The following is a 12,746-nucleotide window of genomic DNA, read 5'->3' on the forward strand; positions in this document are numbered from 1 at the left end:
CCGGCAAAATTACCGTTAGTCCATAAAGTAGTTTGCTTTGTAAGCACAGCCGATTAAGTTTTATTTATACCACCAGATCAAAATTTATAAAGTTGAATAGTTATGACGGTATTGACGGGCAAGAAAAGGTTAAATAACAGCCACGCCAGGCGGAGTGCAACTGGCTTTACTCTGGTCGAGCTGATGGTAACCATTGCAATATTAGCAATAGTAACTACTGTTGCTGTGCCTTCTTTTAATAGTCTGGTGCAGGGTAATCGCCTGACCGGTGTTACAAATCAACTACTGTCTGCGTATCAGGGGGCACGTAGTGAAGCGATAAAACGCTCGCAAAATGTCATGCTGTGTGCCACAACAGATGGCATAAGCTGTGCAGCTAAAGCAGACTGGAGTAGCTGGCTAGTATTGGCGGGAAATGAAGTAGTGGCGCAGGGGCGTAGCTCAAACAATCTGGTTGTTTCAGGTCCTGCAAATACCAGCATTGTTTTCACGCCGGCTGGTTTAGTACGCGATAATAGTGGTGCAGGTTTGGCATCCTCTATTCGTGTGTGCACCAAGTCATCATCCGTTACTGAAAATACCCGTACCCTCACTTTTGTGGCCGGTGGTGCCATCAGCATAGCCAGAGGAGCTAGTGCCTGTGCCTAATTTAAACCTATTAGTTCGTCAAAAGGGTGTGTCATTACTTGAAGTATTAATAGCGGTATTGGTGCTAGGTATTGGTCTGTTGGGTGTAGCGGCCTTGCAAAGCAGCGGTGTACGTAATGTGCAAAGTGCGCATGAGAGAACCGTGGCTACTTTAGTGGCACATAGCTTAAGTGAAAACGTACGCGCTAACATTGCTGCCCAGCGTTTAGGTACATCCCGTCTTCAGGCCGATTATCTTGGCGATTGTGATGGCGGAGGTAGTCAACATCAACTTTGGTCAACACAGTTAAAACAACGCTTAGGTGAGGGAGCTTGTTTGACAGCTGAAGTTAATGGCGGCCAGTTACTAATTAACGTGCGCTGGGACGATACGCGCGGTGTTGCCGGCAATGGTGCTATGCAACTTAACTACCGGGTGGCTTTGTAATGATAATTAAAACCTATGCTAAACAAGCTGGCTTAACTTTAGTTGAGTTGATGATTGCATTAACACTTGGCCTTGTGCTGATTGGTGGTGTTACCGGGGTTTTTATTGCTAATCAGACTACTTACCGCATAAACGAAGCATTATCGTCCATGCAGGAGAACGCTCGTATAGCCTTTCAATTGATGGCGCGCGACATACGCAGTGCCGGTTTTTCTGGTTGTACCAACAATGGTAGTGTTGCTAACGTGCTGAATAATGCCAATACGCAGTGGTGGACAAACTGGCAGGCGAACCAGGCCGGTATCCTGGGATACACCCCGGCAACAGTGCCTGCAGGTTTAGGAAATCCTGCGCCGGTAAATGACTCTGCTGCCCTGCAGCTAATGTTTGGTGGTGGTAACAGTGTATCTATTCATGATCATCAACCGAACGCAGCTTCGGCGACGTTGTTTGTAAACAGAGCTAACCACGGGCTTGCGCCCGGTGATATTGTGATGGCCTGTGATGACGATCATACTGCCATTTTTCAGGTCACCAATGCCAATGTGGCAAACCAAACTGTTGTGCATAATGCTGGTGGTTCCCAAAGCCCGGGTAACTGCAGTAAGGGGTTAGGTTTTCCTACGGTTTGCACCGCTAATGGTACACCGCATCGATTTGGTAACAATGCGATGTTGACTCGCTTTGAAGCGGTGTCCTGGTATGTCGGTGCCGCCAATGGTGTACGCAGTTTGTATCGTGGTACGCCGCGAAGAACTGGGAATGATACCGTCTTAGCCACGGATGAAATTTTGCGTGGTGTGCAACAACTTAACCTGCGTTACTTAGAGAGTACTAACACAGCATTACGTGCTGCTGATGCGGTGGCATCCTGGGCAGATGTGGTGGCGGTAGAAGTTCAGTTACAAATGACGGCTCCGGCTAATGTTCAGCTCGCAGCTGATGCTTTGACATTTACTTATATGATTAATTTACGTAACCGCTAAAGAGGTCTCGTATGACAGTTTCACTTAATAAACAGCAAGGTATGGCACTGATAGTGGCATTATTGCTGTTGTTGGCTATTAGTACTTTGGCTATAACCTCTATGCGAAATGCCGGCGTACAAGAAAAAATGACGGCCAATTTATATGACAAAGAATTATCGCTACAGGCGGTTGAGGCAACGGTGTTTGCCGCCGAGCGTCAGGTAGAAGCAAACCGGCTGGCGACACCAAATTTGCTGTCGGAGCGCGTGATTACCGCGACGACACCAGATTATTGGAATGATGCTACAACTGTTTGGCAATCCCGGGCGGCAGACAGTGCTGAAATGCCTGCTACCCAGTTCATTATTGAGCACCTCGGTTTATATCAAAGCTCTGTCGGTTGTCGGGCCGTTTCGGCCAATCCAGCAGTAGATTGTGAGCTGGAAGCTTTCAGAATAACAGCCCGTACTGTGCCTGGTACTGGCCGGGCTCAGGTTATGCTGCAAACCACTATAGGGGTACCACTGTAATGAAAACGACAGTATCGGGTAAATACGGTTACCTGTTGTTAGGCGCTATACTGGGCTTAGCTGTAGGTGAAGCTGCGGCAAATACCATCAGTATCTCTGATAACCCGTTGCAAACGGCTATCGGTTTGCCGCCTAATATTTTGTTCGTAATCGATGATTCTGGTTCAATGCGTTGGGGCTTTACACCAGATAATTTGGTAACTCGGCTCAATACATATGCAAATGCTCCACAATATTTTACTGAAGTGTGCCAAGGTGCTGGTAGCTATGGAGGTGCAAATAATACATGTTATTATGACACAACCAACAAACGTTACTTAGTATCTTCTGCCTATAACACCTCTTATTTTGATCCATCAAAGTCTTATTCTCCACCGCGCAATGCTGATGGTACTACTATGACGCCAGCAAGCTTCACGGCTGCGAAGATAAATGGTTTTGCTTCCACCAGTACCACAGTAAATCTGGAAACGAACTATCGCGCTATTCTGGATGATTTTTATTATCGTGGCAGTTACTCAAATTCCTGGCGTACCGGTTTTACTATAAGCCCGAATGCGGCTGCCGGCCATGCGTTTTATTACAGCTATGATTCCAGCTGCAGCTATGGCATCTATGATGATCGCTGTTATATCTATAACAAAGTATCCGATAGTCAAAAACAGAATTTCGCTAACTGGTTTGCGTTTTATCGTACGCGAATGCAAATGTCTAAGTGGGCGATCGGCGAAGCCTTTGCACACAAGTCATTGAAGCCGGAAATACGTGTTGGTTACGGAGCTCTGAACCATTCTGGCCTAGTAAAAACTGATGTAACTCCTTTTAGTGGCAGTGGCCGTAGTGGCTTTTACGATAACTTGTATCAACAAGGTGCCAGCGGTGGAACTCCATTGCGAGTGGCGCTTGATGCTGCAGGTAAGTATTTTCAAACAAACAAACCCTGGCGCGACAACCCGGCAGATGAGAACAGTCCAATCCGTGGCTGCCGGCAAAGCTTTACCATGCTGATGACAGATGGTTACTACAACGACTCGTTTAGCGGAGTAGATAACTCTGATAACGAAGATGGCAAAGTCATACTAGGGCCGGGTACCCAGACCGGTCAGTATAAGGCCTTAGATCCATTTAAAGATGCGTACAGTAACACCCTGGCTGATATCGCCATGCACTATTGGAAGCAAGACCTCTTGCCGCTTGTGGATAATTTGGTGCCGGTTGTTGACGAAAAGAAAAACCCGGCATTTTGGCAGAATATGACCACCTTTGGTGTGTCGTTGGGTATTCCTACCACAACCTTTCCCAACAACCCTGAAGATGCTTTTAAGAAAATTGCAAACAATGAATATATAGAGTGGCCGGATCCTGCATCAAGTGACGCGCATAAACTGGATGATTTATTACATGCTGCAGTTAACAGCCGGGGTAGCTTTTTTAATGCCAGTAAGGCGGATGAATTTGCCACTAAGTTAGCCACGGCATTACTGCAAATTACTAAAGGCACAGGTTCTGCCTCCAACCTGGGTGGTGTTAGTACAAGCTCACAAACTGGAGCTAGAATATTTCAAGGAAGGTATGAGGGTGAAGACTGGGCCGGTGATTTATGGACTTATGATGCGGATAACGGCATGCAGGTCGCATGGAAAGCTTCTGAGGGAGTTCCCATTCATACGCAGCGCACCATAACTTATTTTAAAGGACCCAACCTGAAAGACTTCAATGACAGTAATGTTACACTTGCTGAGCTAGCTTTGCCTGACACCACAAGTGCGGGTTATAAAAAGAATCTGATTGATTATCTTCGGGGGGATAAATCTAATGAAATTAAAGAAAATGGTACTGGTTTATTTCGTAAGCGCAGCTCACCATTAGGTGACATAGCACACTCAGCGCCATTATATGTTGGTGCAGCAGAGCGTAAAAATTACCATCGAAACGGGTGGTCAGAGTCACCTTCTTATTTAGCTTATATTGAGGCTAATAAAACACGCAAAGGTGTTGTTTACGTTGGTGCAAATGATGGCATGTTGCATGCGTTTAGCGACAATAAAAACTTGGGTGGCGGTGCCGGTAAGGAAATTTATGCCTACATACCCAAGGCTGTTTTACCCCGCCTAAAGGACCTTGCGGCGCCAGACTATAAACACCAGTACTATGTTGATGGTGTATTAACTTCAGGAGACGCCTTTATTGGTGGTACCTGGAAAACTTTAGTATTAGGCACGTTGGGACGCGGGGCTAGTACGGGTAGTAACAGTATTTTTGCCCTGGATGTCACTGTTCCAACTGAAATTAAGCCGTTATGGGATGTGCCTTATGCTGAAGTGGGGCAAAACACGGGTAAGGTACTTATTGCCAGAAGTGTTACTGATAAGTGGATTGGAATTATTGGTTATGGCTACAACAACAGTACTAATAAAGGCGGTATTTTGATTTTTGATCTTGCAACAGGTGCTGAAATCAAAAAGATTGCGTTACCAAATTCATCAGCTGCACCAAATGGCTTTTCTCAGCTGGAAACCTGGGACAGAGATATGGATGGCAATGTTGATTATGTATATGCCGGTGATTACCAAGGTAATGTTTGGAAATTTGATATCAGCAACAAGCAAACCAACCAGTGGGGATTAGCAAATAGTAATAATCCAATTTTTACAGCTAAAGTAGGTAGCAAAGTTCAACCAATTACTTCGGGCTTATCAATCAGCCGTGAGCCTAATACAGGCAAAACCTGGATTATGTTTGGTACTGGGAGTTATTTGGCAGTGTCTGATAAAACGACCACGGATAGACAAAGTATCTATGGTTTTGTTGATGAAACTGAAGATTCCAAAACAGCAATAACCCTTTCACGCAGCAATCTTAAGCAACGTACTTATCAGGAATCAGGCGATTATCGTGCACTGGAAGAGAGCACTGTGCTGGACGTGAATGATAAAGGATGGTACATCGATTTAGTCACAAATGGAGAGCGTGTAGTCTTACCACCATTAATGATAGACAATGTCCTTGTTATCAACACACTCAAACCGGACGATGACCCATGCAAAGCTGGTGGGATTAGTTGGCGTATGGCGATAGACCCTTTTAAGGGAGGTCGTTTAAAACGGAATTTCTTTAATACGACTGATTTTTCAAAAGATGTTCCGACTAGTGGAGTGAAGACTGAATCACCAACAGTAGGTTATACAGTAATCAGAACGGATGACGATGTGTATAAAGAGGTGTCTGGTCAAGGCGATGCAACAACACCACAAGCCAGGCAGATTAATGTAGTTGCACTGGGAAGACGCCTGACCTGGCGGGAGCTGACTAATGAACAATAATTTACAACGTGGCTTAACATTGATTGAACTGATGATAGTGGTGGCAATAGTGGGTATTTTGGCAGCTATTGCTTACCCATCTTATCAAAACCATGTTTTACGTTCGAATAGGACTGCAGCTACAGCCTGTTTAATGGAGTTATCGCAATTTATGGAGCGCACTTATACACAAAATATGCGTTATAACCCTGCGAATATTCAACTGCCGGCTATACAGTGTAGGGCAGATCTTGCAAACCGTTACACTTTTACGCTGGCTGCTGTTGCAGAGCGAACTTACAGGTTAAGTGCTGCTGCATCCTCAATGCAAAATGACGGTTGCGGCACGTTATTGTTAACCCATACCGGACAAAAAGGTGCTAACGGGGGCTTTACTGAAGCAGATGTCGGTAGATGTTGGTAAGTTTAATTTGATCTTTTGAAATAATGCTGTAACTTTAAAGTTAATTTATTTAACTTTTGGCATACGGATATGCAGTTACAATCTGGTTTCAGCTTAATTGAAGTATTAGTAAGCCTGCTTATTTTAAAAGTAGGCTTGTTGGGGGTGCTGGCAGGGCAAACGCTGGCGGTGCAGCAGGTGCAAGATGCGTTGCAGCGCACCCAGGCGGTTGCCTTTAGCACGATGGCATTGAATGAACTGGCCGGTAACGACGCTTTGTTGCCGGCAGTAAAGGAACTAACGCCCTACACCGAGCTGCCCGAACTCCCTCCTTGTGCACCGCCAACGCAGTGCACACCAGCGCAAATAACGTCAATCCAGCTGCATCAGCTAGTTAGCCGTTTACAACAGGCGGCAACAGGCAAACTTCATCAGGCAGCACTTTGTGTGACGCCACAGCATCAGACGGTACAGCTGACCATGACCTGGCAGCGCCGGCTGAAACAGCAAGCTGGCAACGCGTCGCTCTGCAGTGCTGATGCGCAGCGTGCCCAATTAATATTAACTGCCAGCCAGGGCTAAGCCATGCGCCCGGCATCGGGGTTTACCCTATCGGAATTGCTGATTGCGATGGCGTTGTCGCTGCTGATCATCAGCATGGCGTTGACCGCCTTTAGCAGCCTGAATCGCTCAGTAAGGCAAACCCAGCAGTTAGCTGAATTGCAGCAAAATGCGCAGCTGATCAATAGCGTGTTTCAACGTGAGCTGGCCAATATTGGCTTTTGGGGCGGCCGTGCTCTACCTGAAACTGCAATCGGGACCGTATTGCCGGCAGCGCCGCCTGGCGATTGCGTCGACCCAGCGTTTGACAGTGGCAGTTTTCCTGCTGCGGGTAAGCCTTTTGTTACGCTTTATGCCGGTTTAGCCTTAAGTTGCATCGTCTCGCCGCTTGCCGGTAGCGAAATATTACAGCTAAAGCGTTTAATTGGTCAGCCAACGGCGCCAGCTCAGTTCAGACAAAACCGCTTTTATTTTGAAGCCAACTGGCAACAAAGCCGGTTTGTTGATACGACCAGTGCTGAACTGGCAACTGGGGGTGATTATCTGCCTTATCAGCATCTGGTGTTTTATCTGCAGCAACAGCAGGTAGACGGTGAGGCTTTACCGGTGCTTATGCGTAAGCGCTTAAGCCGTAATGCTGCAGGCGCAGCTGTAATTAGCACGGATGCCATTTTAGACGGTGTAGAGCGGCTGCATTTTGAATTTGGTATAGACACCAATGCCGATGGCCAGCTGGACTACATCTTGCCGACAGAGCAGGTAACAGCAGAGTTGTGGCAGCAACAACATAGCCGCATCATCAGTATGCGGTACCATATTTTACTGCGCTCACGCCGGCCGGATCCCGCTTATGTCAATAAACAGGTGTATCAAATGGGTAAGCAGCAGTTTGAGGCACCGGCTGATCACTATCGACGTTTGTTGCTCAGCAGCAGTGTATTTTTTTACAACCAGCTATTGCAGGGAGGCATATGAAACAGACAACAGGCATGGTGCTTATTATGGTGCTGATATTTCTGCTGGTGATGAGTTTATTGTTATCCGCCATGTTGCTGGTAAGCCAGTTAAGCCACAAAGCCGCCTATGCCGGACAACAACAGTTACAGACGGAGCAGGCCGCGCTTAGCGCGCATCTTCAGGCGGTAGTGCCGGCAAATGCTGAGCATTCGCTTACCCCATTAGCGCAGTGTCCGGCACAGTTTGCTGCCTGGTCGGCGTCGGCACTTAACTGCCAATTGTGGCAAATAGATACAGAAACCTATTCCGACAACGGGTTATTTTATGCGTCGTATAGCAGTTTTGCACTGACGGCCAGCTTAAGTACCGGGACGCCTGCCGATGACCAATAAAAAAGCGACTTTGCTGTTTTTGCTGCTTAGCCCTTGTGCTGCAGCTTGTGATCTGAACCCGCCAGAGCCGCTGGCAGCCAGTATGTGGTCGCCACTAGCCAATATGCCGGTGCGGGAAATTCTGATCAGCAATAATGTGCAGCTTAATGTGCCGGCGGCGCCCGGTGTGATTCGCCTCACGCAAAGTGATAATCAGCAACTGATTGCTGAGCTAACCAGCTGGCCAACAGACAGTGGTCAAATTGCGAGTATCCGGGCGCAACCTGCGGTGCTTGATCATGATTATGATGGTATAGCTGACGCCCTGTATGCGGTGGATGTGCAAGGTTTGGTATGGTATCTGCCGCTGGGTAATACTGGCTTTAAAGCACCACAGCTGCTGGCTGATTTTACTGAGCTGCAGGCGCACTTTCGCCAGCCTGTGCAGCTGGTGCAGAGTGTGGCCGCCGATGCCGGCTTTGCCGGGCAGCGCCAGAGCATGCTGTTACTGGTAGCCAGTACTGCAGGGGCTGGCGATATTCTTATCATGCTAAAACATCGTCATGGTGAGACAAACCTTTTAGATATCAGCAAGCTGGTCGATCGTAGTGAGCTTAGCGCTGCAGAAGTGCAAACAGGTATTAGCGATGCCAGCTGGCTTCAGCTGCAGCAAAGTGCTGGCTGGTATGTGAAAACGCAGCGCAGTATCAGTGCCAAACCGGCGGTGTACGCCGGTGTGGTGTATTTTACCTCAGCTGCAGTATCACAACTCAATGCTGATTGCAGCTTAGGCACTGATGCGCTGCCACAGCTGCATGCCTTACATTTACATCATGCCGCTGCGGTCTATGCCACGCGGCAATGGCAGATTGCTCAGCCGGACGCGGCGGAGCTGGCGTTGCAGCAAAACGCCCAGGGTGAGCTTGAAATACTGCTGCAAAACGCAGAGCAGCAGCAACTGGTACTGACAGAGCTGTTAGCGGTTGATGCGGCCTGTGCCAGCTGCACTAAGCCGCTGCCAACGCATAGTTTCCCTAAATTTAAGCGACTGGCTACTTTTCAACGGGAAGAAGGGGCGCACGAGTGAGGCGGAGTAAACCGGGCAAGCAACATGCGTTTAGTTTAATAGAGCTGTTAATTGTTATCGCCATCATCGGCATTTTAGCGGCTGTAAGCTACCCGTCATACCAGCAATATGTACTTCGCACTTACCGGACTGAGGCAACGACAACACTGCTGCAGCTGGCAAATAACCAAGCGCATTATCTGGCGGATCATGGCAGCTATACTGCAGATTTAGCGGTGTTAGGCGCGGCTTCGTCAAGCCGTTATACCTTTGAGGTGTTGTTATCGGAGCAAAACCAGGCCTATGAGATACGTGCGTTGGCACAGGGGCCGCAACAAGCTGATGCCCCGTGCAGTCTGTTTACGTTAAACCACCTGGGGCAACGTAATCAGCTGTCACCGCAGACGCTGTCCTGCTGGGATTAGTTCGGACAGGCTTGGTTTACCTCTGTCAACCTGCCACGCCCGGCCTGATTCACCGTAAGCCGGTAATGCCACTGCTGTGCGGGTTTAGCGCAGTAATAAAAGGTGCCATTTTCAAAGCCGTTTAAACTACCATCGCGGCGAAAGGTAATGGCCTCGCGGTTGTAGGCTAACTGGTGCCCTGTGGGCAGTGCGGGTAATTCTCTTAGCAGCCTGCTGCTTCCGTCAGCGGGATATTGCACCAAAAGCTGCACTGGCGCATTGTGCCAGGCCTTAGTGCACTGCCCATCCTTGATGGGGCAAAACTGTACCGGCAAATTACTGCTGCTGGCGGCCACTCTGGCATAAGCCAAATGCTGGCTAAACTGGCGGATATAGGCCGAAGCCCGCTGGCGGTCAATAAAGCTGGCCATGGCAGGTACGGCCATGGTGGCGAATATAATCAGTATTGCCAGGCTAACCAACAGCTCCGGTAGGCTAAAGCCGGTACGGGCGGGTAACGTCATACTAAGCTCCTTGCAGTTAACGCTTGCATTAAGCTTAGTATGATTTACCAAAATGTGAATTAAATGTTTTTTAATCGTATATGGTTGGGATGGGCTCGCGTTTATGCTGCGTACGCTGGTAAATGGCAATCAGCTTGTCACTCACCTCTGCCGGCACTGTTTTGCCTTCAAGAAAATCATCGATTTGCTCATACGTCAGGCCAAGCGCCGCCTCATCAGCTTTTTGCGGCGCCAGACACTCTAAATCGGCAGTAGGGGTTTTCTCTATCAACAGCTCTGGCGCACCAAGGGTGCGGGCCAGTAACCTGACCTGGCGTTTACTCAAGCCAAATAACGGTGCTAAATCACAAGCGCCATCACCCCACTTGGTGTAAAAGCCGGTAATGTTTTCGGCTGAATGATCGGTGCCCAGCACCAGGCCGCCGGTTAATGCCGCTATATGATATTGCACCACCATCCGGCTGCGGGCTTTTACGTTGCCTTTGGCAAAGTCGGTCTGTGTTTCAGTGGCGCTGGCCAGCCCTTTGGCTGCCATGGCTGACCAGGTAGCCTGATGCAGAGCATCAGCACCTTGTTGAATATTTACTGACAAGGCTTTAGTCGGGCGAATAAAGTCCAATGCCAGCTGCGCTTCGGCCTCATCCTTTTGTGTGCCGTAGGGCAGGCGCACGGCAATAAATTGATAGCCGGCTTTTTGCGCATTTAATTCATCCACCGCCAGCTGTGCCAGCCGGCCGCAGGTAGTGGAGTCAACACCGCCGCTGATGCCTAGCACCAGTGTAGTTAACCCCGAAGCCTGTAAACGCTGTTTTATAAAGTCTACCCGGCGGCGGATCTCAAACTGCGCGTCAATCTGCGGTTGTACCTGCATTTGCGCAATAATCTGTGCTGCATTCATTGCTTGTCGCCTCTGCTGTAAATGGTGAACTATCTTACCTTGCTTTACCGCCTGTGGATCAAGCTAATCTGCGGTATTATCTGCTGAACCCTTAAGCGGCTTGTATTATACTGCGTGTAATATCGTTGCGTAACTAACGGACACCACAATGAAAAAAATTGAAGCCATCATCAAACCTTTTAAGCTGGACGATGTACGTGAAGCCCTTGCCGATATTAATATCACCGGCATGACAGTGACAGAAGTAAAAGGCTTTGGCCGGCAAAAAGGCCATACTGAGCTGTATCGCGGCGCTGAATATATGGTGGATTTTTTACCCAAGGTAAAACTGGAAATTGTGGTACCAGACGAGCAGGTAGAGCGCTGTGTTGAAGCTATCATGAAAACCGCGCAAACCGGGCGCATTGGCGATGGTAAGATCTTTGTCTTCGATGTTGAACGGGTGATCCGTATTCGTACTGGCGAAGAAGATGAGGATGCGATATAACATCTTTACCTTTTATTAACCCGGTAGTGATGATGCCGTATCGACAAGCTAGATTATGCTGCCTAATAACAACTTTGCTGCTTGCAGGCTGTACTGCTAAGCCGGCTTTGAAATCAGAGGGTGGGGTTGTCGCGCCGCCTCAGTCGGTATTGTTACAAACAGCCGTGGCGCCTGTACCCACTGTTACAGATATTTTTGCTTTAACTGCTGAGCAACAGCGCGAGTTTTTAGCCTATTTTAATGCCCCTTCGCGACAAGCAGTGGCGAAACATCGGCGTATCTATCATTTTTTATCAGAGCATTTGACGGGCTTTACCTATCTGGGTGAGAACTATAGCGCGGCGCAGTCTTATGCCAGCAAAAGTGGTAATTGTATTTCACTGGCGGTACTTACTAAGGCGTTGGCGGACCTGGTTGGTGTAGAGATTGAGTTTCAAACCATCGTCAGCGCGCCGGTATACAGTATTGACGGCGATTTTATGCTGTCTTCGGATCATGTGAGAACCATCTTGTATGATCCCGATTTTGTTGCCCCGAACGATGCAGTTTATTTTTCGAAACCGGCTATTATTGTGGATTATCTGCCCGCTGCCACGGACGTAACAGGCCCAAGGGTGTCTGAGAACACTTTTATCGCGATGTTTTATCGTAATTTGGCTGCTGATGCAGTGCTACAGGCTAACTATACCCAAGCATTGGCCTTACTGCGCACTGCGTTAGACTATGCGCCAACCTATGCTGCGGTTATTAATCTGATTGCCATTGTGCACCGTCGGGTAGAGCAGCAAACCATCGCCGAGCAGTTTTATCAATATGGCTTGCAGGTGGCAGACGTTAAAACTACGCTGATCAGCAACTATGCTGTGTTAAAGCACAATATGGGTGAAACCGAGCAAGCAGAGGCTCTGCTGCAATCGTTGAAGTCGCATGATGAACATGACCCTTATCGCTGGTATATCCTCGGCAAAGAAGCGGCATTTAAGCAGCAATATGACGATGCTATAGTGTTTTACCGCAAGGCAATAACGCAAGCACCTTATCTGCATCAATTGCATTTTGAACTGGCAGTAGCCTATTACAACAATCACCAACCAGCGCGGGCCCGCCAATCGCTAGCCACTGCGGCAGAGCTTTCCCTCATTACCAACCAGCAACAGCGCTATCACGCCAAGTTGCAGGCCATAGCCCGGCGACAGTAGT

Annotated in this window: 15 protein-coding genes; 13 read left to right on the forward strand and 2 right to left on the reverse strand. The window is 48.3% G+C overall.

Annotated features, from left to right (window positions below):
* The first annotated feature begins 102 nt into the window (after positions 1–102).
* The 11 genes from RNAN_RS04000 (at position 103) to RNAN_RS19485 (ending at position 9,658) form a co-directional block, all read left to right on the forward strand.
* On the forward strand, positions 103–648 hold the full coding sequence (locus tag RNAN_RS04000) for a GspH/FimT family pseudopilin (RefSeq protein WP_008219020.1): 546 nt from the start codon (positions 103–105) through the stop codon (positions 646–648).
* On the forward strand, positions 641–1,075 hold the full coding sequence (gene pilV, locus RNAN_RS18615) for a type IV pilus modification protein PilV (RefSeq protein ID WP_008219022.1): 435 nt from the start codon (positions 641–643) through the stop codon (positions 1,073–1,075). Before RNAN_RS04000 ends, pilV begins: the two co-directional genes overlap by 8 nt.
* Complete coding sequence (locus RNAN_RS04010; RefSeq protein ID WP_008219024.1) at positions 1,075–2,061, forward strand: prepilin-type N-terminal cleavage/methylation domain-containing protein; 987 nt, start codon at positions 1,075–1,077, stop codon at positions 2,059–2,061. Before pilV ends, RNAN_RS04010 begins: the two co-directional genes overlap by 1 nt.
* Positions 2,062–2,072: 11 nt before the next feature.
* Complete coding sequence (locus tag RNAN_RS04015; RefSeq protein WP_008219026.1) at positions 2,073–2,573, forward strand: pilus assembly PilX family protein; 501 nt, start codon at positions 2,073–2,075, stop codon at positions 2,571–2,573.
* Positions 2,573–5,896 carry a pilus assembly protein gene (locus RNAN_RS04020; RefSeq protein ID WP_008219028.1) on the forward strand — a complete coding sequence of 1,108 codons (3,324 nt, stop codon included), beginning with the start codon at positions 2,573–2,575 and terminating at the stop codon, positions 5,894–5,896. The genes RNAN_RS04015 and RNAN_RS04020 overlap by 1 nt, the downstream gene beginning before the upstream one ends.
* A complete protein-coding gene (locus RNAN_RS04025) occupies positions 5,886–6,299 on the forward strand; it encodes a type IV pilin protein (protein WP_008219030.1) in 414 nt (137 codons plus the stop codon). The genes RNAN_RS04020 and RNAN_RS04025 overlap by 11 nt, the downstream gene beginning before the upstream one ends.
* Before the next feature lie 69 nt (positions 6,300–6,368).
* On the forward strand, positions 6,369–6,860 hold the full coding sequence (locus RNAN_RS04030) for a type IV pilus modification PilV family protein (RefSeq protein ID WP_008219032.1): 492 nt from the start codon (positions 6,369–6,371) through the stop codon (positions 6,858–6,860).
* Positions 6,861–6,863: 3 nt separating this feature from the next.
* Positions 6,864–7,814, forward strand: a complete 951-nt coding sequence (locus RNAN_RS04035) for a PilW family protein (protein WP_008219033.1) — start codon at positions 6,864–6,866, stop codon at positions 7,812–7,814.
* Complete coding sequence (locus RNAN_RS04040) at positions 7,811–8,188, forward strand: hypothetical protein (RefSeq protein WP_008219034.1); 378 nt, start codon at positions 7,811–7,813, stop codon at positions 8,186–8,188. The genes RNAN_RS04035 and RNAN_RS04040 overlap by 4 nt, the downstream gene beginning before the upstream one ends.
* Complete coding sequence (locus RNAN_RS04045; RefSeq protein ID WP_008219036.1) at positions 8,178–9,254, forward strand: pilus assembly protein; 1,077 nt, start codon at positions 8,178–8,180, stop codon at positions 9,252–9,254. The genes RNAN_RS04040 and RNAN_RS04045 overlap by 11 nt, the downstream gene beginning before the upstream one ends.
* Positions 9,251–9,658, forward strand: coding sequence for a type IV pilin protein (locus RNAN_RS19485; RefSeq protein WP_008219037.1), 408 nt, complete (start codon positions 9,251–9,253; stop codon positions 9,656–9,658). The genes RNAN_RS04045 and RNAN_RS19485 overlap by 4 nt, the downstream gene beginning before the upstream one ends.
* On the opposite strand, the gene RNAN_RS04055 is transcribed toward RNAN_RS19485, so the two are convergent.
* Both RNAN_RS04055 and nadE read right to left on the reverse strand, forming a co-directional pair.
* Positions 9,655–10,161 (reverse strand): GspH/FimT family pseudopilin, encoded by a 507-nt coding sequence (locus RNAN_RS04055; protein ID WP_008219038.1) that lies wholly within the window; start codon positions 10,159–10,161, stop codon positions 9,655–9,657. The genes RNAN_RS19485 and RNAN_RS04055 overlap by 4 nt on opposite strands.
* 70 nt (positions 10,162–10,231) lie before the next feature.
* Positions 10,232–11,059: an NAD(+) synthase gene (gene nadE / locus RNAN_RS04060; RefSeq protein ID WP_008219039.1), complete on the reverse strand. Its 828-nt coding sequence runs from the start codon at positions 11,057–11,059 to the stop codon at positions 10,232–10,234.
* A 148-nt stretch (positions 11,060–11,207) separates the two neighbouring features.
* Between nadE and glnB the strand changes: the two genes are divergently transcribed.
* Positions 11,208–11,546 carry a nitrogen regulatory protein P-II gene (gene glnB / locus RNAN_RS04065; RefSeq protein WP_008219040.1) on the forward strand — a complete coding sequence of 113 codons (339 nt, stop codon included), beginning with the start codon at positions 11,208–11,210 and terminating at the stop codon, positions 11,544–11,546.
* Between the two features lie 107 nt (positions 11,547–11,653).
* Positions 11,654–12,745, forward strand: a complete 1,092-nt coding sequence (locus tag RNAN_RS04070; protein ID WP_008219041.1) for a tetratricopeptide repeat protein — start codon at positions 11,654–11,656, stop codon at positions 12,743–12,745.
* Position 12,746: the final 1 nt, after the last annotated feature.

The sequence above is a fragment of the Rheinheimera nanhaiensis E407-8 genome (assembly GCF_000296695.1).
Classification (GTDB): domain Bacteria; phylum Pseudomonadota; class Gammaproteobacteria; order Enterobacterales; family Alteromonadaceae; genus Alishewanella; species Alishewanella nanhaiensis.